Consider the following 25,227-nt stretch of genomic DNA (forward strand, 5'->3'; position numbering starts at 1 on the left):
GCACTGAGAGACACGACCCTCCGCGTCGTTTCCAGCCATCCATGTCTCACTGCCTTACAACCCTCCTGCTTCTTGCCTTCTGCTGCACTGTTTTCGCCCAACCAGCCAAAAAGAAGGCCAACCAGGCCAACTCTCCCGACATGTGGGTCACGTCGCCGGTTCCGGAGCTGCCGGTGGGTGTCACGCATCACACTTTTCGCAGCGAGTCGATGAAGCGCGACGTGGGCTACTGCCTCTATTTGCCGCCGGGCTATGAAAAGGCCACGGAGCGGCGGTATCCGGTGATTTATCATCTGCACGGCGCGGGTGGGAATGAGACGCGGAGCGTGTATTCGGCCGGCGTGCTGCACGAGGGCATTGTGGCGGGGAAGCTGCCCGAGATCGTGATGGTGTTTCCGAATGGCGGTCGCTCGACGATGTATCAGGACAGCGGCGACGGGCGCTTCATGGCGGAGACGATGATGATCAAAGAACTCATCCCGCACATCGACGCCACGTATCGCACGATCGCGGATCGGAAGGCGCGCTGCATCGAGGGCTTCAGCATGGGCGGTCGCGGCTCCACGAATCTCGCCATGAAGCATCCGCAGCTCTTTGGCTCGCTCTTCAATCAAAGCGGCAACGTGTATCGCGTCTCCGACGCCAAAAATCTCCCGAACGCCTATCTCGGTGACGATCCGCAGCGACTGCGTGACAACGATGCCTTCCTGAACTTGGAAAAGAATCTGGAGTACATCAAAGCGAACCTGCGCATGCAGGTCGCCTGCGGCACCGCAGACCCGGATCACCTCGTCACGGTGCGTGAATACCACGAAGCGCTGACGAAACTCGGCGTGACGCACAGCTACTTCGAGGTCGAGGGCCTCGATCACAATCAGAAGAAGATGATCGACGGCCGCAAAGACACGTGGTTCGATTTCCAGATCGAATCCCTCAAACTCAATCACGTCCCGCTCCACTACCTCAAACCATGAAACACCTCCTGATTCCGCTCCTCCTCGTCACCTCGCTCCAGGCCGATTTCATCACGCCATTGCTGAACGATGACTTCAACCGTGATGAAGCCACGCCGGGGAAGGAGGACATCGGCAACGGCTGGACCACGAACAGTGCGTGGCGGGCGAAAGGCCACCAGCAGGTCGATTTGATCGATGGTGTGATGCATGTGACGAAGCATGCTGAGGCTGATCATGGCGTGGCGATCTTCCACAACGTCGAATTCCAGGATGGCATGGTCGAACTGCGCTTCAAACTCGGCGAAGGTGACGATCTCGGCGTCGATTTCGTCGATCGGGAACTGAAAACGGTCCATGCAGGACACCTGTGCATGGCCCGGGTGACGAACAAGAGCCTCACCATCATCGATTCGAAGACGGGCGGAATGAACAACGAGATTCGTGAGCGGCGGCTGAAGGGCGACAAGTCGCCGGAGATCGCCGCGTTGCTGAAAACAAAGACCAAGGCCTTCAAACTCGATTTGAAGCCCGGAACCTGGCATACGATGCACATCAAGATCGTGGCCGATCAGATGACCGTCCGCATTGACGAGCTGGAGACCGGTTCCTTCAGCAGCGAAGGCATTGCACATCCGACGAAGCGCATGATTACCCTCGCCGTGAACAAGTCTGCGGATGTCGATGATGTGAAAGTGTGGAAGCTGAAGTGATCATGCGCATCGCGGTTGCCATTCTTCTCTGCACCACGGCGGCCTTGTCCCAGCCGTACGAGATCGTGCCCGATTGGCCGAAGCTGCCTGATGGGCATGTGCTGGGCCTTTGTGCTGGCGTCGGGGTCGATGCGCAGAACCGCGTGTTTGTGTTTCATCGCAGCGGCCGGAAATGGTCGAATCCGTTTCCGAAGGAGCCGATTCCGCAGCCGACGGTGAGCGTGCTTGATGGCGCGAGCGGCAAACTGCTCACCACGTGGGGTGAGAACCGTTTTATCATGCCGCACGGCCTGACGGTGGATCATGAGGGCAATCTGTGGCTTACCGATGTAGGCTTGCATCAGGTCTTCAAATGCACGCCGGAGGGCAAGGTGCTGCTCACGCTCGGCGAAGCGGGTGTTCCCGGCGCGGATCATGCGCATTTCAACCTGCCCACCGATGTCGCCGTGCTGACTGATGGCTCGTTTTATGTGAGTGACGGCTACAAGAACACGCGCGTGGTCAAATTCAGCGCCGAAGGAGGGTTCGAGTTCGAATGGGGTGCAAAAGGAAAAGGCAATGGTGAGTTCAATCTGCCGCACGGCATCGCCATCGACACGCAAGGCCGCGTGTATGTCTGTGATCGTGAAAACGAGCGCGTGCAGGTCTTCGATGCGAAGGGCGGTTTTCTCGATGTGTGGAAGGGACCGCAACTCGGCAAACCCTACGGCATCGAGATCGGTCCGAACGGGCATCTCTTCATTATTGACGGCGGATCGCCCTCGCTGAAACGCGAGTTGCGCGGCAAGGCGGTCGAACTCGACACGCAGGGCGCGGTGATTGACACCTTCGGCGGTTTTGGTGCAGCGCCGGGCGAGTTTCAGCTCGGGCATGACATCGCCGTTGGCCTCGACGGCGCCGTTTACGTCGCCGAAGGCACCGGGGCGCGGGTGCAGAAGTTTGTGCGCAAGAAGTGAGGCTGCAGGGTTGTTTTGCGACGCCATGAGCCGTCTTCTCGTGATTTTCGCCCTGATTGCCAGCGTCGTTCCATCCATGGCCGCGCTTCCCGGCGCCGATGCGCTGGCAAAACTCATCGCGAAGGAGTTCGACACGAATGCGGATGAGAAAATCGACGCAGGCGAGTGGCAGACGGGAGTGGCGGATGGTTTCACCCAGCTCGACTCAAGCGCCGACGGCTCGATCCAAACGGACGAGGTGTACGATCTGAAGGGAGACATCGCGGAGGAGTCCGGTGACATCGCCGCGTTGTTGATCGTGGAGCTGATCAAGCAGGTGCTCACGGGCCTGGACACTGACAAGGACAAGGCCGTTAGCCGCAAGGAGTATGATGAGCTGTCGCAATCGATCTTCGGCAGACTGGATGCCGACAAGAACAGCCATCTCACGTTGGCGGAACTCGCGGAGCTGCCTTTGAAGATGGTGGCGAAGTAGAGGAGCCCTGCCGCTGGTCAGGCGTTCGCACCACGGCTTTGCTGCGAAAGCAGACGATGCCACCCCGTAATCTTCGTCATCATGACCAACCGCCGCCGCTTCATCGCCACCACCGCCCTTGCCTTTCCCTTCATCGCACGCGGAGCCGCGCCGACGGCGAAGATTCTCGAGACGAAAGTCATCTCGCAACAACCTGAATACTATCACGGCTGGCCGACGTTGGTGCGGCGTGCGAATGGTGAGCTGTGGGTGTCATGGTCGGGCGGACGCGAGTCGCATGTGTGCCCGTTTGGGCAGGTGCATGCGATGACCTCGCTTGACAACGGTGCAACGTGGACCTTCCCGCGAGTGCTGCTCGACTCCGCCACGGATGACCGTGACTCCGGCGTTCTGGAAACCGCAAAGGGCACGCTGCTGGTGACCACCTTCACTTCGCTGGCCTATGAAGACTCCTTCAAGAAAGCCGCGGCGATGGCCGAGCTCACCGACAAGGGCTGGGTGTCGAAGGCAATGCCGGCGGAGCGTTACGCGAAGTGGAAGGCCGCTCACGAGCGTCTCAACGACGAGGAGCGCAGGGCCGAACTCGGTGAATGGCTCATACGCTCGACCGATGGCGGCAAATCGTGGTCCACGCGCATTCCGACGATCGCGAACAGCCCGCACGGACCGATCCAGTTGAAGGACGGGCGTCTGCTTTATGCCGGGAAGCAGTTGTGGACAGGGGAGAAGAAAGTGGGCGTGGCCGAATCGAAGGACGACGGCCTCACCTGGCAATGGCTGGCGGAGATTCCGACACGCCAGGGCGACGACGCCACGAAGTCGTATCACGAACTGCACGCCGTCGAGGCGGCGGATGGCACGATCATCGCGCAGATCCGCAATCACAACACGGCGAACAAGGGCGAGACGCTGCAGACCGAGTCGAAGGACGGCGGGAAAACGTGGAGCGAGCCGCACTCCATCGGCGTGTGGGGTTTGCCTTCGCACCTGCTGCGGCTGCGTGGCGGGCGCCTGCTGATGACCTACGGCCACCGGCGGAAGCCCTTCGGCAACCAAGCCCGCCTCAGCGCCGACAACGGCCAGAGCTGGGGCGAGGCGATGATCCTGTCCGGCGACGGCATTGGCGGAGATCTGGGCTATCCCAGTACGGTGGAGCTTCCTGACGGCACGTTTTTGACGGTGTGGTATGAGGCGATGAAGGAACCGAAACTCGCCGTGCTGAGGCAGGCGACGTGGCGGATCGAGTGAGCGGCCAGTTTGTAAAAGCAGCCAGGACTCGTCAGCAACAGGGGGCATTCAGGGTGCGCGATCCTGAATGTTTGTTTAGTTGTTTCTAGGGAAGACGGCGTAATGAATCGCCTAGCAACCTCTTTTTCCGAGTCACTCTGTCGGCAACTGATGCACGCGACATCTTCCACCGATCCTCCCAGCCACCGTCTCCTGTTTCAGGCGAAGGAGGCGACTGTTCGCGTTGCCAGTTCCGATGGGTAACCGAATGTCGAAGCAGAACCTTGGCAAATTCGGTCCCGTTTTGATTCCCCCTGTGGTGGCGCTGGCCCTGCAGTGGGCTTTGTGGCCCTGGCTGGAGCCGCAGCTCTTTGTGCTGTTTTACCTGGCGGTGATCGTCAGCTCATGGCTGGGCGGACTGCGTGGCGGCGTGGGCGGCACGGCGTTGTCGGCGATCCTAGTGTGGTACTTCTTCATGCCGGCGCAGTTTTCCTTCACGACGAAGGAGCCGCGGATGTTCATCGGCCTGGGCGTGTTCTGCGGCGTGGGAGTGCTGCTGGCGGCGCTGCATGAACGGCTGCGCATCGCCAACCACAAGCTGGAGAAGCGTGTGCGGCTGCGGACGCAGGAGCTGGAGACCTCCCGCCAGATGATGCACGAAAACGAGGCGAAAGTGTCTGCCATCGTCACCTCCGCGATGGACGCCATCATCAGTGTGGACGGAAACCAGACCATCCTCCTGTTCAACAAAGCGGCCGAGGCCATGTTCCGCTGCACCACGGTGGAGGCGTTGGGCCAGCCGCTGGATCGCTTCATCCCCGCGCGGTTCCGGGCGGCGCACAAAGGCCACGTGCAGGGCTTCGGCCAGACCGGCGTGAGCGCACGGTCCATGGGAGCGCTGGGCACCTTGAGCGCGGTGCGGGCGGATGGCGAGGAGTTTCCCATCGAGGCGTCCATTTCCCATGCCGAGGTGGGCGGGCAGAAAACGTACACGGTGATCCTGCGTGACATCACGGACCGCAAGCGTGCGGAGGAGTCCCTGCGCGCGCAGGAGGCGGAGTTCCGCGCCAGCTTCTATTCCGCCGCCGTCGGCAAGGCGCAGCTCGACCCTGCGACGGGGCGGCATCTGCGGGTGAACCCGAAATTGTGCGAGATCACCGGCTACACCGAGCAGGAGCTGCTCGAAAAGACCTCCCACGAGCTCACGCACCCCGATGATCGTGAGAAGGAGGCGGCCGCGCACGCGCAGCTCGTCTCCGGCGGCATGGGGGCGATCAACCTGGAGAAGCGATACCTCCGCAAAGATGACCGCATCGCCTGGGTGAGCGTCAGCGTGTCCCTGATCCGCGATGAGAAAGACCTGCCGCTGCGGATGGCGGCCGTGATCCAGGATGTGACTTCACGCAAAGAGGCCGAGAAGGCGCTGCGGGCGAGCGAGGCCCGCTTTGTGAAGGCCTTTCACTCGAATCCGGCCGCCATGTGCGTGACCACGATGCAGCAGGGGCGTTTCATCGAGGTCAATGAACACTACTGCAAGCTTTTCAACATGACGCGGCAGGAGCTGCTCGGCCGCTCATCCGTGAAGATGGAGATGTGGGCTGATCCTGAGGAGCGGACAGCGCTGGTGGAGCAGTTGAAGGCGGGCCGGCCGGTCCGTGACCATGAGACGCGTTTTGTGCGGAAAGACGGCCGCACGATCGATGCGTTGATCTCGATGGAGCTCATTGAGGTCGCTGAAGAAAGCGAGCCCGTGATCGTGTCGATGTTCATCGACTTCACCGCCCGCAAGCAGGCCGAGGCCCGGCTGAATCAATTGAACGCCGAGCTGGAGCGCCGGGTGGCGGAACGCACGGCGGAGCTGGAGGCGGCCAATGCGGAGCTACGCGGCAGCCGTGCGGAGTTGAAGAGCCTGTTTGAGTCGCTGCCGGGCCTGTACCTGATCCTGCGGCCCGATTTCACCATCGTCACCGCCAGCGACGCCTATCTGGAAGCCACCATGACCACGCGGGAAGGCATCATCGGCCGTGGTCTGTTCGAGGTGTTTCCGGACAATCCCGACGATCCCACGGCCACGGGCGAGTCGAATCTGCGTGCTTCCCTCGAACGCGTGCTGAAGACCGGGAGGCCGGACACGATGGCGATCCAGAAATACGACGTGCGGCGGCCGGACGGCGTGTTCGAGGAGCACTACTGGAGCCCGATCAATTCACCGCTGCTCGATGCCCGGAGGAAGGTGCACTACATCATCCACCGCGTGGAAAACGTGACCGACTTCGTGAGGAGCAAGGCGAAGGAGGCCGCTGACGGCACCCATAGCCTGGACATCCGCATGCAGCAGATGGAAGCGGAGATCTTCCACAGCGCCCAGAAGGTGCAGGAGGCGAACAAACAGCTCGAAGCCGCGAACAAGGAGCTGGAGGCCTTCTCCTATTCCGTGTCCCACGACCTGCGGGCGCCCGTGCGGGCGATGGATGGCTTTTCACGGGCGGTGCTGGAGGATTTCGGTCCGCAACTGCCGGCCGACGGCCAGCGCTACCTTCAAACCATCCGCAACAGCGCCCAGCGCATGGGCTTGTTGATCGATGACCTGCTCACCTTCTCCCGCTTGAGCCGTTTGCCGCTGAGCAAGCGGCCGATCGACACCGCCAGCCTCGTGCGAAGTGTGATCGAGGACCTGGCGCCGCAACGCGAAGGACGCCAGATCGACATCCGCGTGGCTGCTCTGCCCGGCTGCGAGGGCGATCCGGCACTGCTGAAGCAGGTGTGGGTCAATCTGCTCTCCAACGCCATCAAGTACACCCGCAAACGCGACGCGGCCGCGATCGACGTGGGCTGCACCACGGACTCCGGCGGGAACGTCTTCTTCGTGCGTGACAACGGCACCGGCTTTGACATGCGCTACGCCCACAAGCTCTTCGGCGTCTTCCAGCGGCTGCACCGCGCGGAGGAATATGAGGGCACGGGCGTCGGCCTCGCGATCGTGCAACGCGTCATCCACCGTCATGGCGGGCGTGTGTGGGCGGAGGCGGCCGTCGATCAAGGCGCGACTTTTTATTTCACCCTGGAGAACACCCCATCATCATGATTCAAACCCACATCGTCGAAATCCTCCTCATCGAGGACAGCCCGGAGGACCTGGAGATGACCCAGCGTGCCCTGCGGAAGATCAATCTCGGCAACTCCGTGCACGTCGCCCGCGACGGAGCGGAGGCGCTGGATTTCATCTTCTGTGAAGGCGAGTTTGCCAGCCGCCGCATCGAGGACACGCCCAAGCTCATCCTGCTGGACCTCAAGCTGCCGAAGGTGGACGGGCTGGAGGTGCTGCAGCGCATCAAAGGCGACACCCGCACGCAGAACATCCCCGTCGTCGTGCTCACCTCCTCCAAGGAGCAGGAGGACGTGGTCCGCAGCTACAAGCTGGGCGTGAACAGCTACATCGTGAAACCGGTGAACTTCGAAGGATTCACCAAGGCGGTCCAGGACGTCGGTTTGTACTGGCTGCTGCTCAACCAACCTCCCAAGCTCGACAAATAACCCGCATGAAACGGCCGTTGCGCGCCCTGATTCTTGAAGACAATCCGGCGGATGCCGAACTGCTGCTGCTGGAGCTGCGGCGGACCGACTTTGACGTCACCTGGCAGCACGTCTGGACGGAAGAGGACTACCTCGAGCGTCTGAAGCCGGATCTCGACATCATTCTCTCCGACTACGACATGCCCGGCTTCAACGGGCCGCAGGCGCTGAACCTGCTGCAGGAGCGCGGGCTGGACATCCCCTTCATCATCATCTCAGGAACCATCGGGGAAGATGTGGCGGTGGAGGTGATGCGTGCTGGCGCGGCCGATTATCTGCTGAAAGACCGCCTGCCCGGCTCGGCATCGCCATCAGCCACGCCATCGAGCAGGGCCGGCTCCGGCGTGAGACGAAAAGCGCCGCGGACATCCTGCGCCAGAGCGAGGAACGCTTCCGCCAGCTCGCGGAAAACATCCATGAGGTGTTCTGGATCACCGACACCCGCAAGCAGCAGATGCTCTACATCAGCCCGGCCTACGAGACGATCTGGGGCCGCAGTTGCGAGGGGCTCTATGCCGCGCCGCAGAGCTGGATGGATGCCATCCATGAGGAGGATCGCGAACGTGTGCGCCTGGCCGCTCTCGAGCAGGGCAGTGGCCGCTATCATGAGGAATACCGCATCGTGCGCCCGGACGGCGCCCTGCGCTGGATCCGAGATCGTGCGTTCCCCGTGTTTGATGCCTCGGGGGATGTCTATCGCGTGGTGGGCGTGGCTGAGGACACGACGGAGCGCAAGGCGGCCGAGCAGCGCCTGCAGGAGCAGGCCTCGCTGCTCAATCGTGCGCGTGATGCCATCCTCGTGCGCGACCTGGAGCATCACATCACGTATTGGAACCAGGGCGCGGAGCGGCTCTATGGCTGGACGGCCGAGGAAGTCGCGGGACGGAAGATCTCAGAACTGCTCTATCGTGACACCGCCGCCTTCACGGAAGGCACCGCCGCCGTGCTCAAAAACGGCGAGTGGCACGGCGAGATCCAGCAGTACAACAAGAAAGGCGGCCTGCTCCTGGTGGAGGCACGCTGGACGCTTGTGTGCGACGCCGCAGGCCGCCCGCAGAGCATTCTGGCCATCAACACCGACATCACGGAGAAAAAGAAGCTGGAGCAGCAGTTCCTCCGTGCCCAGCGGCTGGAGAGCATCGGCACGCTCGCCGGTGGCATCGCCCACGATCTGAACAATGTGCTGGCCCCCATCCTCATGTCGGTGGAGCTTCTCCGCCTGACGAGTCAGGACGAGCGCATGAAGTCCATCCTGGCCACCATCGAGACCAGCGCCCAGCGCGGGGCTGACATGGTGCGGCAGATCCTCTCCTTCGCCCGTGGGGCGGACGGGCGGCGGGTGCCCGTGGACCCGCGGCACATCCTGCGGGACATCCAGCACCTTCTGCGCGAGACTTTCCCCAAGAACATCGAGCTCCGGCACGATGTGGCACCCAATCTCTGCACCATCACCGGGGACCACACGCAGATCCACCAGGTGCTGCTCAATCTGTGCGTCAACTCGCGCGATTCGATGCCCTCCGGCGGCACGCTCACGCTTTCGGCGTCGAACCTTGCCGTCGATGCTCTCATGGCCTCCATGCATCCACATGCGAAACCGGGCCCGCATGTGCTCATCCGCGTGTCCGACACCGGCAGCGGCATCCCGCCGGAGGTCATGGACAAGATCTTCGATCCCTTCTTCACCACCAAGGAGGTCGGCAAAGGCACGGGCCTCGGCCTGTCCACCGTGCTCGCCATCGTGAGGAGCCACGGCGGCTTCCTCGAAGTCGAAAGCGAGTCCTCAGGCTCCGGCGGCACCACCTTCTCGATCTACCTGCCCTCACAGGCACCGGCCGTGGATGGCGAAGCCGGCGGCCTGCATCACGCCCTGCCGCAGGGCAATGGCGAGCTCATTCTCGTCGTCGATGACGAGTCCGCCGTCCGCACCATCACCCGGCAGACGCTGGAGGCCTTCGGTTATCGCGCCATCGTCGCCGCGGACGGCACGGAGGCGCTCTCCCTCTACACGCAGCACCAGGCGGAGGTGGCCGCCGTCATCACCGATCTCATGATGCCAGTGATGGATGGCACCGTCACCATCCAGGTGATGCGGCGCATGAATCCCGAGGTGAAGATCATCGCCGGCAGCGGCATCGCCACGGATGGCACCGCCGCACGGCTGGCCTCCCTCGGCGTGAAGCAGTTCCTGCCCAAGCCCTACACCGCGCAGAAGGTGCTCACAGCTCTCCACGAACTGCTCGGCACGGCCTGAAACGGCCGCTGCTTCAGGGCTGCCGTGGATTGCTGTCCAGATACGCCGCCAGCGCGCGGCCGAGGCCCGCACCGGTGTTGGAATAGCCTTCCACGGACATCAGCGGGCTGTTCCAGCCGGTTTCGAGCGTGACGGAGATGGTGAAATCGCCGGTGTGATTGCGCACCCAGCCGCTGCTCATGCGGCCGCGTTCTTCCTCGGTCTTCACGTAGGTGGCGAAGCGATACTTCGGCTCCACCGGACGTGGTTTGACGATGTTTGCCGCCGCAAGTTCCATCCAGCGGCGGTAGTTGCGCTGCTGGATGCCGGTCATGCGTTCGAAGGCGAACGGACCGAAGAAGAAAATGCCGTCGCCTGCGCCGGGATTGTGCAGGTCGATGTAGGCGTCGAGTCCGTGCTTTTGGTGAATCTCGCGGATCATCCGCTGCGCGGCGGCGACCTCGGGATAGGTGGGTTCGTCGGCCCAGTCGCGATTGTGATCGCGTGGCACGGCTTCTTTGCCGCCAGCGCCGATGGCGGCGTTGTCCACATCCATGATCGGGATGTAATGCAGGCAGGTTTGGGCCCGCAGCGCCTTCGCTTCGTCGCTGGCATACCAGCGGATGAAACCACGCCCCACCTGGCTGCCACCCGCTTCCCAAGCGTGATGCCGCGAGCCAACCCAGACCTGATGCGGCGCGTTTTCGTCGCCGATGCGGATGCCGTTCACCGCCCGGCCGTCGCGTGTTTTGGAAAGCTCGAAGCGTTTCGACTCCGGCAGCTTCGCCGCGATCTCGGCGAGCAGTTTCTCCGCATCCGCAGGCACAAACGGCGGCCCCCAGGCCACGCGCAGGCTCTCAGAGGCCGGTTTGAGCGTGTAGCTCATCACTTTGTCCTTGCTCAGCATTCCCGCATCGCTCGGCGACCACGTTTCGCCATCGTTGCTGAGCCACGCATGCTTCGGCTGGCACCACGCGGCGGCCAGCACCTGCTTTTCGCGAAACGGCTTCGTCTGCGCCTGCACTTCCAGCGTGAAGGCCTCGCCCGGCTTCAATCCATCGACTTGGAAATACCACCAGCACGGCCAGCCACGGCCTTCGTGCAGCTTCGGCATGATGCGCAGTGTTTTCTTGTTTTGATCCAGCGAGACGACCTCGGCGTTGCCGCCTTCAAAATCGGTCGAGACGCGGATTTCTGCCTGTAGTGGCAGGGAAAGGGCGGCGAGAAGGCAAAACAGGCGTTTCATAAGGTGCATGAACGAGGCAGGCATGGAAGATCGTGCAGAGGGTGGAAGACAAGCGCTGCTTTCCTCGTCTTGTGCGGCATGATTCGCTTTCGTTTTCTCTTCCTCATGCCGGTGATGGCATGCGCCGCCGATCCCTATCAGGAAAAGCCCTCCCTGTCCGTGCAGGACACTGTGAAGGAGCCTCTGCGGGCGGCTTTCTCGCTGGAAGCTGCGGCGGGCTATCTCGACAACAGGGCGCACCTTTCGGAAAACAACTGCTATGCCTGCCACTCGACCTTCACCTATCTTCCGGCGCGGAGCTTGATCGATCCGCTCGCGCCGGAGGTGATGCGCACGCGGGTGATGCTGGAGCGCCTCCTCACGAAGCTGCATGATCCGAAGGAAGCGCCGAAAGTGAAGACGCACCACATCCCGCGTGTGCGATTGCTCGCGGCGGTCGAGTTGGCGCGACATGACGCGGCCACGACGGGCAAGCTGAGCCCGATTACGCGGCAGGCCTTCGACTTCATCTGGACGAAGCTGCAAACGAAGGATGGCGGCATCGACTGGATCCGCGTGCGCGAGGCCCCGCAGGCCATCGACAACTGGTGGCCCGTGGCGCAGATCGCGCTCGGCGTGGCGGCTGCGCCGGAAAAGTATGCGGAGACGGAACTCGCGAAAAACGGCACGGAGAAGCTGCGCGGCTGGTTTCGTGCTCAAGTACCGCAGACGTTGCACGAGCGTGCATTGACGCTGCTGGCACATTCAGCCATCGGCGGCATCCTCGATGAAAAGGCATGCGCGGAGCATGTTGCGGCGATTTTGGCCCAACAGCATGCCGATGGCGGCTGGAGCATGGTCGATCTGGCTCCGTGGCAGCGGAAGGACAAGAAGCCGCTCGATCCGCAACTCACGGATGGCTATGCCACGGCACTTTGCGCGTATGTTTTGGCCCGCAGCGGTCAGCGCAATGAAAAAGCCGTCGCGTGGCTGAAGACGCATCAGCGTGAGACCGGCGGCTGGTTCACGCAGTCGCCGTTTGCGCGGGATCGCATCGCCAGCAACACGGGCACCTCGTTTGCCATCCAGGCATTGGCCGCGAGCGGAGAGATCACGCCGCCGAAAGTCACCGCGGAGCAGTTTGAGGCCGCACATGCCAAAGCGGAAGCCGAAGTGCCTGCGGACACCTTTTTTCCCGAACAAGATCATCCATGAAACACGCTCTGTTTTACCTTTTTACCCTCTCCAGTGCTCTCGCTGGCTCCAACTGGCCTCAATTTCGCGGCGAGGGAGGTCTTGGCATCGGCTCGGGATCGCCGCCGGTGGAGTTCTCAGCGGAGAAGAATGTAAAGTGGCAGACGGAGGTGCCATTCGGGCATTCGTCGCCTTGTGTGTGGGGCGACAAGATCGCACTCACAGGGCTCGCGGAGGGCAAGCTGGTCACGTTTTGCCTGAACGAAGGTGATGGGCGCGAGCTGTGGCGTGTGGCCGTGCCAGCACAGACCATCGAAGGCGCGCATCGCATCGGCAGCCCGGCCGCGCCGACCTGCTGCACGGATGGCGAGAGGTTGATCGCGTATTTCGGATCATTCGGGCTGCTGGCGTATGACTGGAACGGCAAGGAGCTGTGGCAGAAGCCGCTGCCAGCGCCCGTGGTGGAGTTTGGCACCAGCGCCTCGCCCATCATCGCGGATGGAAAGGTGATCCTCGTCGTCGATCAGGATGTGGGCAGTTACATGCTGGCGCTCGATGTGAAAACTGGCGCGGAGGTCTGGCGGGTGGATCGCAGCGAGTTCCGTCGCGGTTTTTCGACACCGTTCATCTGGAAGCATGATGGGGCTGAGGAACTGATCGTCTGCGGATCGCTGTGGACGCGGAGTTATGATCTGAAGGATGGAAAGCAACGCTGGTCCGTGCGTGGCATGGCGCGTGTCTCGAATGCCAGCCCCACGGCGGTCGATGGAGTGTTGCTTCTCGTGAGCTGGAATGTCGGCGGCGACGAGGACGACCGCGTGCTGATGGAGCCGCATGAGACTTTCCTGGCGGCCAACGACGCCGACAAGGACGGCGTGCTGACCCGTGATGAATTCCCGACGGGCAAGATCAAAGACCGCTATTCCCAGATCGATGCCGACAAAGACGGCAAGGTGACGAAGGCGGAGTATGAGGCGATGCGCGGCATGTTTGCGGATGCGGTGAACCAGCTCTTTGCCATCAAACCCGGCGGTAGCGGTGACATCACGGATACGCACATCGTGTGGCAGCAGAGCAAGCATCTGCCGTATGTCTCCTCACCCGTGGTGGCGAACGGGCGCGTCTTCACGATGAAGAGCGGCGGACTTGCCAGCGCCTATGATGCGAAAAGCGGCAGCCCCGTGTATCAGGCGGAGCGTGTGGACGCCTCCGGCGACTACTATGCCTCCGCGGTGACGGTGGGGGACCATGTGTATGTCGTCTCCCAGCGCGGCACGGTGGTGGTGCTCGATGCGACGGGTGACAAGCTCAACGTGCTGGCCCGCAACGAGCTCAAGGAGCCCGTGTTTGCCTCACCGGCCATCGTCGATGGCGTGATCTACATCCGCACGGACAGGCGATTGTTCGCCTTCGGGAAGTAGCACAAGTTTTCCCCGGTCACCAAACCTTCGACGCCCATCACCCAACCTCTCCCCGAAGAGCGATCAACCGGCCATGAAATTCATCGGCGGGGAGAGGGGATTCGTTTTGCGCGAACTCCGACGTCAAATCCCTCTCCCCAGCGCAAAGCATGGCAAACACCTTTCGCGTTTTTGGGGAGAGGTCAGGTGAGGGGCCTGCCGGACGCGCCTCGACGAGTGCAGCTACTTTCCCGGATGGAACGGGTCTCCCGTTTGTGACGGCAATCTAGACCCCGCGCAAGATCGGCACAGCATTGGGTAACTGACGGCGGAGCAGGGGACGTGTTTTCGCGTTTCTTGGGGCACAGTGAACGCGCCTGCTTTGGATCTCGACCGCTCTCGAGTGCCCGCCATGGGCTACGAGGGCTTTGACGTGCGCCCGTTTCTCGTCTTCTGGGAGATCACACGGGCCTGTGCGCTGGCATGCCGGCATTGCCGCGCTGAGGCGCAATCTCACCGCCATCCCGACGAATTGAATCGCGAGGAGTCGAGCCGACTCGTCCGGCAACTGGCCGAATTGAAGCCGCCGATGCTCATCCTGACCGGTGGTGACCCGTTGATGCGTAGCGACGCGCTCGATTTGGTGCGCGAGGCGACTGCTGCGGGACTTCACGTCAGTTTGAGTCCCTCGGCGACGGCCCGTCTGATGAATGCTGACTTCCATGAACTCAAAGCGGCCGGCGTGGAGCGCATCTCATTGAGCCTCGACGGTGCCACACGGCAGACGCACGACGCATTCCGCGGCATCGCGGGCACCTTTGACCGCACCATCGCCGCCGTGCATCGCGCCCATGCGGCCGATCTGGGCGTGCAGATCAACACCACGCTCACCCGTGGCAATCTGGGCGAGTACGAGGCCTTCAAGAAGCTCATGTTCGAGCTCAAGCCGGCGATGTGGAGCGTGTTTCTGCTCGTGCCGACCGGTCGGGCCGGCATCGCGGATCTGCCGGTCCCGCAGGACATCGAATTCGTCTTCCGAGACATGGCTTCGCTGGTCGGAAAGGCGCCTTTCGCCGTGAAAACAACGGAAGGGCATCATTTCCGTCGTGTCACGATCCAGACGCTCGGCGCACGTGCTGGAAAGCATCGCCCGGGCATGCGTTCGCCGCTCGGCATCCGCGACGGTCGTGGCGTGATGTTCATCTCCCACACCGGCGTCGTGTCACCCAGCGGGTTCCTGCCCTTCGACTGCGGCAATGTCCGCCAGGAGCATCCTGCCGAGATCTACCGGCATCATCCGCTCTTCGTTTCGCTGCGCGACAGTGACGCCCTCGGCGGCAAATGCGGCCGCTGCGAGTTCCGCAACGTGTGCGGCGGCTCACGTGCCCGAGCCTACGGCGTCACGGGCGATCCCTTCGCCGAAGATCCGGCCTGTGTTTATCAGCCGCGCGGCGTCGCTCCTCACCTTCTTCAAACCACACCTGCATCATGATCAATATCACCAAACTCTGGACTGGAGCCGCGCAGCCGGCCGACGCACTTCGCTACGGCACCGGCCGCCATCCGGGACATCCCGGCGGGCACACAGCCAGCACGCGCAAGCCGATCACCGTCTGGAACATCACCCGCACCTGCAATCTGCGCTGCGTGCACTGCTACTCCGACTCGCAGGCGATGAACTACCCAGGTGAACTGACCTGGGAGCAGATGGAAGCCGTGCTCGATGACCTTTCCGCCTATCAGGTGCCCTCGCTTCTGCTCAGCGGCGGCGAACCACTGATCCATCCGCGTTTCTTCGACATCGTGAACAAGGCCACCGCCGGTGGTCTCAAGCTGACGATCTCCACCAACGGCACGCTCATCACACCGGAAAAAGCAGCGCTGCTGAAAGCGGCGAATGTGGCCTATGTCGGCATCTCGCTCGATGGCATCGGCGCGGTGCACGATCAGTTCCGCCGCAAGGAGGGCGCGTTCGATGGTGCGGTGCGCGGCTTCCGCAATTGTCACGATGTCGGCCAGAAGACCGGCCTGCGGCTCACGCTCACGCGTCACAACGTCGAAAACATCGAGCGCATCCTCGACTTCATCGAAGAGGAGAAGATCCAGCGCGTGTGCTTTTATCACCTCGTGCCTGCGGGCCGTGGTGCCAGCCTCCAGGTGCTCACACCGGCCGAATCGCGCCATGCGCTCGACACGCTGATCGCACGCGTGGAAGCCTGGGACAAACAAGGAGTGAACCGCGAGCTCCTCACTGTGGCCGGACCGGCCGACGGCGCTTATTTGCTCCTGCGCATGGAGCAGGAGAATCACCCGAACCTGGAGGAAGCGCGACGCCTGCTCGCCTGGAACGGCGGCGGTGCGAACAGCAGCGGCCGTGGCATCGCGAATATCGACACGCAGGGCAATGTCCATCCCGACCAGTTCTGGCAGGACATCACGCTCGGCAATGTGAAGCTGATGCCCTTTTCCCAGATCTGGGAGGAAGGCAACGAGACCAGCGCCGAAACCCTGCGCAACATCCGCAGCATCGGCCGCCTCACCCAAAATGAGCGCCAGGCCCGCATGTCCGGCCCCTGTGCCGACTGCCGCTGGTTCTCCGTCTGCGGCGGCGGCTTCCGCACCCGTGCCGCCTATGGCGAGCACGGCGGTCTGTGGGGCAGCGACCCCGGCTGCTATCTCAATGAAGCCGAACGCACCGGCATGGAGCTGGTGAGTTGAGGGAGCGGCGTTGTTTCACGTTCCAAGTTTCATGATGAATGTCGTTTTCGGCATCCTGGAACTTGAAACCTGAAACGCCCGCTCACTTCTTCATCGGCACCCGTTTCACTTCTTCGACGACGGGCACATCCTTGTTCATCGCGTCGTGGGCTTTTTGCAGACGTTTGACCTCGTCGGGATGCTGTGCTGCCACGTCGGTCTGTTCGGCGGGATCGTTTTGAAGGTCAAAGAGCTGCATGCGGCCCGGTTCCACGCCGGTGGTGACTCCAGGAGGCGAATCGAGGTTGTACTGCTCGAAGGGAGCCAGGATGGTGACGCCGTCCGGAGCGCGGGGGTCGAGCCAGCGGCCGTCCGCGCCGGGTTTCAGCTTCATCTGGCTGGCAGGCAGCACATGCAGCTTCCAGCGGGCGTCGCGAATGGTGGCCAGCTTCGAGTTCTGATGACCGAAGATGAACTCGTGCGGCGATTTCGCCTCGCGGGTGAGCAGCGGCAGGATGTTCCGGCCATCCAGGACACGATCATCGGGCATCTTCGTGTCCGTCGCGTGCAGCACGGTGGCAAACAGGTCCATCATCACCGCCAGCTCGTTGCTGGCGTGTCCGGCGGGGATTTTCCCCGGCCAGCGGGCGATCATGGGCACGCGGTAGCCGCCTTCGTAGTTCGTTCCCTTCATGCCGCGCAGTCCGCCTGTGCTGCCGCCGAACCATGCGCCATTGTCACTGGTGAAGAGCACCAGCGTGTTGTCATCGAGACCCTCCTGCTTCAGCGCATCGAGCACCGCACCGACGCTGTCATCCAGTTCGAGCAAGGCGTCGCCGTAGAGACCTGCGCCGCTCTTCAGGTAGTTCTTTTCAGAAGCCGCCAGCGGCTTGTGCGGCATCGCCTCGGCGAAGTAGAGGAAGAACGGCTTCTTCGCATGGCGATGGATGAAGTCCGTGGCGCGTTTTGCATAACGCTGGGTGAGCGTGGCCTGCACCACCGGGTATTCAGCCACGTGGGTGCCTTCCAGCACCTGCACGGGGCGCATGTCGTTCGAATACGGGATGCCGTAGTATTCATCAAAGCCGCGCTCCGTGGGCAAGGCTCCCGCCTTGTGGCCGAGATGCCACTTCCCGACCATGCCGGTCGCATAACCGGCGGATTTGAGCACCTGCGCCAGCGTGACTTCCGATGCTGGCAAACGCAGTGCATCTGCCGCAGGTCCGCCATCCGGCGCGGGATTCTGTGTCATGCCGCAGCGGAACGGATAACGCCCTGTCATAAGCGAGGCACGTGTCGGCGCACAGAACGGCGCCGGACAATTGAACTGCGTCAGCTTCGCACCCTCCGCCGCCAACTGGTCGATGCGGGGTGTTTTGAACTTCGGATGCCCGTAGCAGCCCAGATCGCCGTAGCCGAGGTCGTCCGCGAGGATGAGGACGACATTCGGCGGTGAAGCTGCGTAGAGCGAAGAGCAGAGGGCGAAGAGACAGAGAAATAGGTGCTTCATGAGAGATTTACTTGGTTGCGGCAGGTTTCGGCTTCGGTGGTGGAACGTATTCCACGGACTCCGGTTTGAAGGTGGCGAGATCGGGCAGCGTGGTTTGCACACCGCCGGCCGGCACGTCGAGTTTCGCGGTCCAGACGATGGCGTTGAGGATGAAGCGGCGGAGGTCGTCGTGGCGCCAGTTTTTGTAGAAGTGCGGCATCACGATGCCGAATCCGCGTCCGCTGTCGTCGCGTTCGACGCACCAGGCGACGGTTTCGCGCTTGGGTTTGTCCGGCGGCAGCATCGAAGTGGCCAGTGGGATCACATTCGCCGCCATCACGTTGCCTCGGCCGAAGTAGTTGTTCGTGTAGGGCTCGTCATGCAGCGTGAACTCCTTCCAGCCACGCGACACCGGATGCTGCGGCGCGGCGGGCGTGATTGTCGCGGCAGGAAAAATCTTCGCGAAGGACTCGTGATGCTTGCACGAGCGGTTCGCAAAGTAGCCGCCCATCCAGCGTAGCAGCGGATGATCGCCCTCGACCGTCACGTCCTCCCCCAGCAGGCCGGTGGCGTAATGCACGCACACGATGCCGCAGCCGCGTTTCATCATCGCATCGAGATCGGCCAGGTTCTGCTGCGGATTGGGCAGGCGGTTCGCCGGAAACGTGTCGCCGATGAACACAACGGTGCTCGCACCGTCACGCAGCGCCTGATCCGGCCACGCGAAGGCCACGTCAGCCTTCACGTTGGGCACATTGGTCATGTGTTCGAGGCAATGCTGCATCACGCGCCCGCCTGCGGCGACCTCGTGCGATCCGGGCGGATGTTTGCTGGGGCCGACGACGATCAAAACGCGTGCCGGATCAGCGGCGCAAGCCGTGGTGACGGCAAAGGCGAGGTGCAGGAAAAATCGATGAATCATGACGGGGACAAAACGTGCCGGGGATCACTCTTCCTTGCTGGTTCCATGCTCGTAGGTCTTCGGCAGTGTGGCGGTCCACGCGTTGAGCTGTGCGGTGAGTTTCTTCAGCATCTCAGGCTCTTTCTCCGCGAGGTTGTTCTTCTCACCGGGGTCGTCCGCCAGATTGAAGAGCGTGACCTCGCTGTTTCTGCGTTGCGTGCCATGCAGCTTCCAAGCGCCTTCAAGGAGCGAGGGGTCGCTTCGTTCCGTGTTGGTCTTCCAAAACAATGCCTTCGTGCGGACATGCACACCGCCGAGCAGCGCCTTCGATGAATCCTCGCCGTCAAAATCGGCCGCATTGATCGCGATGCCGGTGATGGCGCACAGCGATGGCAGCCAGTCCGCGCCGCTGAGCACGGATTGATCATCCACGCGGCCTGCGGGCACTTTCGCCGGCCAGCGGGCGATGAATGGCACGCACACGCCGCCTTCAAGGTCGGTGTGCTTGCCGCCGCGGAAGAGCGGGCCGGCGTAGCCCATCGCATTGAGGCGGATGTCGTCGATGTCGGTGCCTTGCGGGTGTTTGAGGCGCTTTTTCTTCTTATCGCCGAATGTGGTCGGATCCTGCAGTGGCGCGGCACCTTGATCGCTGGAGAAAACGACGAGCGTGTTCTCACGCAGGCCCAGTTCATCCAGTTTCGCCAGCAAACGGCCGATTTCGTCGTCCATCGACTTCACATCGGCCAGAAAGGCCCGCAGATGCGCCGCAGGATCGCCGCCGAGCTTTTTGCACGTGTCGAATTTCTCGCGCATCGCGGGCGTGAACTTCGATTCATCGAGTTCCAGCGGTTCAAAGCGCTCCAGCACGGCTGGCGATGGATTCACCGGGTGGTGCGAAATGTGATCCCAGATGTTGATGTAGAACGGCCCCGCCTTGTGCTTCTCGATGAAGCTGATCGCCTGATCATACATCGGCGCGTCGCGGCTGCGATCCCCCGCAGCCTGTCTGCGTTTGCCGCCTTCCTTTTCCTCCGCACCGATGACTTCGATGCCATACGTTCCCGGCTCCATCACGCTGCCGATGTGCCATTTGCCAAAGTGGCCTGTGGTGTAGCCGTTTTTCTTCAGCAGCTCGGTGATCGTGACCCGGCTGCCGAAGCCGAAATCGGCGGGGTATTTTTGAAACGTGGCCGGAAACTTGCCCGTCATCAGCCCCGTCCGCGCCGGGCAGCAAGTCACGCCGGTGGCGTGGAATTTGGTGAAGCGCGTGCCATCGGCCGCGAGTTTGTCGAGGTTCGGCGTCTTCGCATACGGATGCCCGTAGCAGCCCAGATCCCCCCATCCGAGGTCGTCGGCCAGGATGAAGATGATGTTTGGCCTGTCCGCCGACAAGAGCGACGAGCAGAAGGCGAAGAGGAAGAATCCCAGCGACAAGGTTTTCATGACAAGCGGCTGCGAAAACGATGCGGAACGACGAATCGTGCAGCGTTATCGCCCAGGCAGCGTCCGCAGCCACTCCAGCAGCAAGTCCGGCCACTTCGCAGGCGGAAAGCCGTTTTTCACGCGCTGGGGGATGAGATTGCCGACGCCGTGGGCGCCTTCGTCAAAGATGTCCATGCGCACAGGCACGCCGAGCTTTTCGAGGTCAGCCTTGATGGCCTTCGGCATTTCGATGGGAGTGCCGCCGTTGATGCCGTCGTTCGTGGCGTGGACGAGATAGACCGGCGGGCTGTCTTTCTTGAAGACGAAGGGCGATTCCTTCTGCCGCCAGTGCCACGTGGCGAGCCCGACGGCAAAATCGGGACGGCTGCTCTCACGATCAATGGGATCTGCGGCCATCGGATCACCTGCATCAAAGTTCGCCGCGAGGTTCATCGCCAGATTGCCGCCAGCAGAGTAGCCCGCGATGCCGATCTGCGCCGGATTGATGCCCCATTCGCTCGCCCGATGCCGCACGAGCCGCACCGCACGCTTCGCGTCCATCAAGGTGAGCGCCTGGATGCCGGCGTTGTCGAGCTTGTGCGGCGGACGCAGGCGGTATTTGAGCCCGATGACGGCCACGCCCTTCGGATTGAAGACGTCAGCCGCGTATTCGACATGCGTCTTCCAGTCGAGTCCGCCGTAACCACCACCCGCGCAAACGATGACCGCCATGCCATTGCGTTTGTCAGCGGCGGGCAGGAACAAGGTGATCGACGGCACGGTGACATTGCGAATCGTGCCGCGCTCCTCCCTGACCTCCGCTGGCGGGTTCTCTAAAAACTGCGGCGGCTTGTCCGGCCACAGCGGGATGACTTGCGCGAAGAGCGACGGGCAGAGAGAAAATAGAAGGAGGAAACGCATGGCGTGCCGCCGATTGACCACGCAGCGGTTTTCGCGGGAGGTCTCGAGACTTGGAACCGTGAGCGCTGCGGTGGTTTTCATGCAGCGCCCTCAACGAAGCGGCAGGCCGTGACGTTGCCAGAATGCCTGCAGTCCGGCCTGCGAGCCGTTGAAGACGCTGCGCTCGGCGGGCCGGTCCAGCGTTCCAAAGTAAAGCGGGAAGCGGTGCCGGCCGTGGTGATACACTTTCGGCCGTGAGCCGCCACGCTCCCAGTCCACGCCGCCGTACTGCCACATCGTCCAGTCGGACCAGACTTGGTACTGTTCCACCAGCCCATGCGGACTTCCCGGCGCGGGATAGACCGGCCCCGCGCCGCTGTCGTGCGCATAAAGAGCCAGCCAGTAGGGCATGCGGCGCAGTTTCGCCTTTGTGGCGGCATCCGCGCGGCTCAGCGTCTGCTTGAGCTGCGTGCTGTTTTCAAGATAAGCGACCGGGACGATGCCAGTGCGCGACTCGACGCGGTCCATGAAGCGCAGGATCGATGAAAGCGGCAGATTGCCGTCAAAGTCGCCGCAGATCAGCAGGGAGGGCGCATTCCAGGAGCGGCTTCGCTTCAGCGCATGGACGCGGTTCACGAGCTGGTCCGCCTGCGCCACGGCATCGACATGCCTCTGCACACGGTAGTAAACGCCGGGCAGCAGGCCGACACGATCCGCCGAGGCGAGGAAGGCCGCGCATTTCTCGTCGAGATTCCCGCCTTTGCCGGCACGGGCAATCAGAGCACTGGCTCCGTTCGCACGGAGAGCGGTGACGTTGTGCTCGGAGAAACCCACGCCGGCGCGTTGCTTTTCCTTCGGGTCGTAGGCGGAGACGTTGATGATCTGCGGCATCCCCCACGAATGCGGCGGCAGACTGCCGGGCGTGCTGCCCGGCTGGACGGCGCAACTGGTCAGGAACGATCCGGCAAGAAGAAATGAGACGACGCGCATGGGGCGCGATTAAAACGTCGGCCGCATCGATTTGCCACTCTCCTTTGGCCTGACTTCGATGCCGGGCTCCTCTCCGCCGTCGTCTGGCAAAAGCCCTGCCGAGTCTTGAAATCAGGCTTTACCCACCACGGGCAGTCATTTTACGATTCCGGCCGCCATGAACGCGAAATCCGTCTCTCCCGCCGCCCCGAAGACCTCGACCGAGTATGCGATCTACAAACCCAACGGCCGCGGCAACGGCGGCGTGATCCGTTTCGAGCTCAACCGTGCCAAGGCGGCCGTCTTTGTCGATGCGGCGACGCAAAGCGGCGAAAAGCAGTTCGACTGGGAGCAGAAGATCACGATGAAGTGGGGTCTGAACGATCTCGGAGCCGTCCTGGCGACGCTGCAAGGCCGCCAGGAGCAGGCGAAGCTCTTCCACCAGTCGGAGAAGGCCAACAGCGCCTTCGAACTGACCTACCGTGACGATCCGCAGAAGGCACCGTTCTTCATGAGCATGTCGCGCCAGGAAGGAACCTCGAAAAACGTGAGGAAGGTCTCCATTCCCATCACGCACGCCGAGGCAGCCATCCTGGAGACGGCGCTGCGGGCCGCCATCACGCGGGTGCTGGGCTGGTGAACATCACAGCGCCTCGAACTTCACCGTCAGCGAATCGTAGCCGAGCTTGCGGTCGAATTTCGCCTCGTGCTCGACACGTTCGGCGGCATTGAGGATGGTGATGCGCTTCACACGGTCGCAGCAGAGCTTTAAAAGCGTGCGCAGGATGAGGCGGGCATGCGGAGCGCCGAGGCAAAGGTGGGTGCCGAAACCGAAGCTGAGATGCGGGTTCGGTTTGCGGTCGAGGCGCACCTCATCGGCCTGCGGGAACGCCGTTTCATCGAAATTCGCGGACGACCAGCACAGCGAGACGCGCTCCCCGGCTTTCACGGTGACACCGTTCACGTCCGTGTCCTTCGGGCAGACGCGGCCGATGTGGGTCAACGGCATGAAGACGCGGAAAAACTCCTCGCTGGCCAGCGTGATGCGTTTGGGATCCTCACGCAGGAACTCGAGCGCGCCGGGATTCTCCGCAAGGTGCCCCAGGGCGCACGAAATCGTGTGAATGATCGTGTCACGCCCGCCGGCGAAGGCGAGGTTCGCGAAGCCCATGCACTCCTCACGGGTGAGTTTGCGCCCGCGATAAGTGGCCTGCGTCAGCACGCTGAAGAAGTCATCGCCCGGATTCGCCTCGACCTCGTCGAACTTGGCGGCGAGGTAGTCTTCCAGCACCGTGCCCTTTTTGAACTCGCCGCCGGTCACTTTGAAGACGTGAATGCCCCAGCCGATCCAGGCGTCGGCCTCCTCTTCGGAGGTGTTGAGCAGGTAAGTCAGCGCACGCGACTGGATGGGCAGCGCGAATTCGTTCACGATCTCGATGCTGTCGCGGTTCAAGGCGCCCGTCAGCATGCCGTCGAGCAGCGCCTCGACTTTCGCGATCATCTCCGGATCCTTTGCCCGCTGGAAGAACGGCTCGGCGATGGCTCGGTAATCGGTGTGCTCCGGCGGGTTGGTCTCGATGGGAAGCTGGCGCATGCTGCGCACATCTTCCTCGGATGGAATCGGAACCCGGAAGGGCACATCAGAGCTGAAAGTCTCCCAGTCCTTGGCCGCCTTCCGCACATCCTCGTGGCGCAGGATCATCGTGATGTTTTCGCCGTGAAACGGGCACTGCATCACGCCGGTGGCGGCGCGGGCGTCTTTGAAGGGATCGGAAAAGGCGGGCATGGCGGGGAGGAGGACGGGAACGAGAATGTCGGATGACGAGGCAGCCGGCAATGCGCTTGATTTGCTGTTTGCTGCTCCCACGCTGGTCAGGTCATGGCTGGCCGCTGATCTTCAGATGACGGATGGATGCGGTCTGGCCGCCAACGGCGATCCAGCTTCGCCTCTTCGGCGTCGCCAGGTAGGCGTGGCCTGCCTTCAGCTTCAGATCATCCAGCTGGATCGCGATTTGATCACCGGCCCATTCGAAACGCAGCTTGTGCCACGCGCCGGATTTGAGATCAGCCGGCAGTTTTGCGATGATGTGGCTCGGTTTGACCGAATCTTCCGCCAGGCTTATCTGCTTTGGCGAAATGGAGACCCGGCCGACATGCGTGGGGCCCTTGGGCGTCGTTCCATCGCAGCCGATGATGAGGCTCCTTGAGCCGTCGAAGCGGAACTCGCACTCAATCACGCCCGTGTTCCAGCCCACCTGATGCCAAAGCACCGCCACGTGCTTGTTTTCCGGCTTTTCGGCACACACCAGCACCCCATCCTTCGGCTCATACGTGCCATGCGCGATCTTCCACGTTGAATCCAGGGGCGACTTAAAATCCGGTGCCGCGAGAACCTGAAGTTCCTCCGCCAAGAGTGGGGTGACGAGACAAGCGAAAAGCAAAAGCAGTTTCATGAGCCACAGCAAACGCAGCGGCCATCACCGCCTTGCATTCGCATCCGCAGCCGCCAGCTCCTGCATCGCACGCACGGCCATGAGTTCGCAGTTAAACCACATCGTCGGCGGATTCTGCATCACCCAGGTTTGATAGCGGCCGGGGGCTTTGGCGGTGGATTGCGTGTGCGTGAGTGTCGCGGCGAGGGCTTTGGCTTTTTCGAGGTGGAGCGGGTCTTGGGTCGCTCGATAGGCGGCGAGATACAGGCGCATCAGCTTCGCGCTGCTGGCGCAGACCGGCGCCCAGCAGCGGTATTGCTCGAGCACGCATGGGAGCAGCCAGCGCTTCGTGCGGGCGGCGGCGGTGCCGTCGTCGTTTTGCTTGTTGGGCGTGTCGGAGGGCGGTTGCGACCACATGACGAACTGATCTTCGGCGAAGCGGATCAAATCGAGCGCGAGCTGGCGCTT

At 62.4% G+C, this 25,227-nt stretch carries 23 protein-coding genes; 13 read left to right on the forward strand and 10 right to left on the reverse strand.

Features of this window, described 5'->3' with window-relative positions; genetic code table 11:
- The first annotated feature begins 41 nt into the window (after nt 1–41).
- From IAE77_RS07550 to IAE77_RS07580, 7 genes are all read left to right on the forward strand, one after another.
- Entirely contained in the window at nt 42–974 is a 933-nt protein-coding gene (locus IAE77_RS07550; protein WP_294224154.1) for an alpha/beta hydrolase-fold protein, read from the forward strand.
- Complete coding sequence (locus IAE77_RS07555; protein ID WP_294224157.1) at nt 971–1,666, forward strand: family 16 glycoside hydrolase; 696 nt, start codon at nt 971–973, stop codon at nt 1,664–1,666. Before IAE77_RS07550 ends, IAE77_RS07555 begins: the two co-directional genes overlap by 4 nt.
- Nucleotides 1,667–1,668: 2 nt before the next feature.
- Nucleotides 1,669–2,622, forward strand: coding sequence for a peptidyl-alpha-hydroxyglycine alpha-amidating lyase family protein (locus IAE77_RS07560; RefSeq protein ID WP_294224161.1), 954 nt, complete (start codon nt 1,669–1,671; stop codon nt 2,620–2,622).
- Nucleotides 2,623–2,647: 25 nt separating this feature from the next.
- Nucleotides 2,648–3,097 (forward strand): hypothetical protein, encoded by a 450-nt coding sequence (locus IAE77_RS07565; protein WP_294224163.1) that lies wholly within the window; start codon nt 2,648–2,650, stop codon nt 3,095–3,097.
- A gap of 81 nt (nt 3,098–3,178) precedes the next feature.
- Nucleotides 3,179–4,345: a sialidase family protein gene (locus IAE77_RS07570; protein WP_294224166.1), complete on the forward strand. Its 1,167-nt coding sequence runs from the start codon at nt 3,179–3,181 to the stop codon at nt 4,343–4,345.
- 247 nt (nt 4,346–4,592) lie between these two features.
- Nucleotides 4,593–7,409: a PAS domain S-box protein gene (locus IAE77_RS07575; RefSeq protein WP_294224169.1), complete on the forward strand. Its 2,817-nt coding sequence runs from the start codon at nt 4,593–4,595 to the stop codon at nt 7,407–7,409.
- Nucleotides 7,406–7,858, forward strand: coding sequence for a response regulator (locus IAE77_RS07580; RefSeq protein WP_294224172.1), 453 nt, complete (start codon nt 7,406–7,408; stop codon nt 7,856–7,858). Before IAE77_RS07575 ends, IAE77_RS07580 begins: the two co-directional genes overlap by 4 nt.
- A gap of 310 nt (nt 7,859–8,168) precedes the next feature.
- On the opposite strand, the gene IAE77_RS07585 is transcribed toward IAE77_RS07580, so the two are convergent.
- Nucleotides 8,169–8,315: a hypothetical protein gene (locus IAE77_RS07585; protein ID WP_294224173.1), complete on the reverse strand. Its 147-nt coding sequence runs from the start codon at nt 8,313–8,315 to the stop codon at nt 8,169–8,171.
- Nucleotides 8,316–8,318: 3 nt separating this feature from the next.
- Here IAE77_RS07585 and IAE77_RS07590 point away from each other — a divergent pair, with 3 nt between their 5' ends.
- Entirely contained in the window at nt 8,319–10,151 is a 1,833-nt protein-coding gene (locus IAE77_RS07590; RefSeq protein ID WP_294224176.1) for a PAS domain-containing sensor histidine kinase, read from the forward strand.
- 13 nt (nt 10,152–10,164) lie between these two features.
- Here the strand turns inward: IAE77_RS07590 and IAE77_RS07595 are convergent, their stop codons facing one another.
- A complete protein-coding gene (locus IAE77_RS07595; protein ID WP_294224179.1) occupies nt 10,165–11,400 on the reverse strand; it encodes a M14-type cytosolic carboxypeptidase in 1,236 nt (411 codons plus the stop codon).
- A gap of 54 nt (nt 11,401–11,454) precedes the next feature.
- Between IAE77_RS07595 and IAE77_RS07600 the strand changes: the two genes are divergently transcribed.
- The 4 genes from IAE77_RS07600 (at nt 11,455) to IAE77_RS07615 (ending at nt 16,667) form a co-directional block, all read left to right on the forward strand.
- Nucleotides 11,455–12,570 carry a prenyltransferase/squalene oxidase repeat-containing protein gene (locus IAE77_RS07600; RefSeq protein WP_294224183.1) on the forward strand — a complete coding sequence of 372 codons (1,116 nt, stop codon included), beginning with the start codon at nt 11,455–11,457 and terminating at the stop codon, nt 12,568–12,570.
- Nucleotides 12,567–13,970: a PQQ-binding-like beta-propeller repeat protein gene (locus tag IAE77_RS07605; RefSeq protein WP_294224185.1), complete on the forward strand. Its 1,404-nt coding sequence runs from the start codon at nt 12,567–12,569 to the stop codon at nt 13,968–13,970. The genes IAE77_RS07600 and IAE77_RS07605 overlap by 4 nt, the downstream gene beginning before the upstream one ends.
- A gap of 391 nt (nt 13,971–14,361) precedes the next feature.
- Nucleotides 14,362–15,441: a radical SAM protein gene (locus tag IAE77_RS07610; RefSeq protein ID WP_294224188.1), complete on the forward strand. Its 1,080-nt coding sequence runs from the start codon at nt 14,362–14,364 to the stop codon at nt 15,439–15,441.
- Entirely contained in the window at nt 15,438–16,667 is a 1,230-nt protein-coding gene (locus tag IAE77_RS07615) for a radical SAM protein (protein ID WP_294224190.1), read from the forward strand. Before IAE77_RS07610 ends, IAE77_RS07615 begins: the two co-directional genes overlap by 4 nt.
- A gap of 82 nt (nt 16,668–16,749) precedes the next feature.
- Here IAE77_RS07615 and IAE77_RS07620 read toward each other — a convergent pair whose 3' ends face one another.
- From IAE77_RS07620 to IAE77_RS07640, 5 genes are read right to left on the reverse strand one after another with little or no spacing between them, the layout of a single operon-like run.
- Nucleotides 16,750–18,156 (reverse strand): sulfatase, encoded by a 1,407-nt coding sequence (locus IAE77_RS07620; RefSeq protein ID WP_294224193.1) that lies wholly within the window; start codon nt 18,154–18,156, stop codon nt 16,750–16,752.
- Nucleotides 18,157–18,163: 7 nt separating this feature from the next.
- Complete coding sequence (locus tag IAE77_RS07625; RefSeq protein ID WP_294224196.1) at nt 18,164–19,057, reverse strand: ThuA domain-containing protein; 894 nt, start codon at nt 19,055–19,057, stop codon at nt 18,164–18,166.
- 24 nt (nt 19,058–19,081) lie between these two features.
- Complete coding sequence (locus tag IAE77_RS07630) at nt 19,082–20,479, reverse strand: sulfatase-like hydrolase/transferase (protein ID WP_294224199.1); 1,398 nt, start codon at nt 20,477–20,479, stop codon at nt 19,082–19,084.
- 45 nt (nt 20,480–20,524) lie between these two features.
- Entirely contained in the window at nt 20,525–21,460 is a 936-nt protein-coding gene (locus tag IAE77_RS07635) for an alpha/beta hydrolase (protein ID WP_294224201.1), read from the reverse strand.
- A 9-nt stretch (nt 21,461–21,469) separates the two neighbouring features.
- Nucleotides 21,470–22,348 carry a GH25 family lysozyme gene (locus tag IAE77_RS07640; RefSeq protein ID WP_294224205.1) on the reverse strand — a complete coding sequence of 293 codons (879 nt, stop codon included), beginning with the start codon at nt 22,346–22,348 and terminating at the stop codon, nt 21,470–21,472.
- Nucleotides 22,349–22,505: 157 nt separating this feature from the next.
- Between IAE77_RS07640 and IAE77_RS07645 the strand changes: the two genes are divergently transcribed.
- Nucleotides 22,506–22,967, forward strand: coding sequence for a hypothetical protein (locus IAE77_RS07645; RefSeq protein ID WP_294224209.1), 462 nt, complete (start codon nt 22,506–22,508; stop codon nt 22,965–22,967).
- 3 nt (nt 22,968–22,970) lie between these two features.
- On the opposite strand, the gene IAE77_RS07650 is transcribed toward IAE77_RS07645, so the two are convergent.
- The 3 genes from IAE77_RS07650 to IAE77_RS07660 all read right to left on the reverse strand — a co-directional run.
- On the reverse strand, nt 22,971–24,113 hold the full coding sequence (locus tag IAE77_RS07650) for a cytochrome P450 (protein WP_294224212.1): 1,143 nt from the start codon (nt 24,111–24,113) through the stop codon (nt 22,971–22,973).
- 91 nt (nt 24,114–24,204) lie between these two features.
- Nucleotides 24,205–24,780 (reverse strand): hypothetical protein, encoded by a 576-nt coding sequence (locus IAE77_RS07655; RefSeq protein ID WP_294224215.1) that lies wholly within the window; start codon nt 24,778–24,780, stop codon nt 24,205–24,207.
- A 24-nt stretch (nt 24,781–24,804) separates the two neighbouring features.
- Nucleotides 24,805–25,227: hypothetical protein (locus tag IAE77_RS07660; protein WP_294224217.1), on the reverse strand; the 423-nt coding region annotated here is incomplete at its 5' end.

Origin of the sequence: Prosthecobacter sp. (assembly GCF_014879935.1) — a bacterium.
Taxonomy (GTDB): domain Bacteria; phylum Verrucomicrobiota; class Verrucomicrobiia; order Verrucomicrobiales; family Verrucomicrobiaceae; genus Prosthecobacter.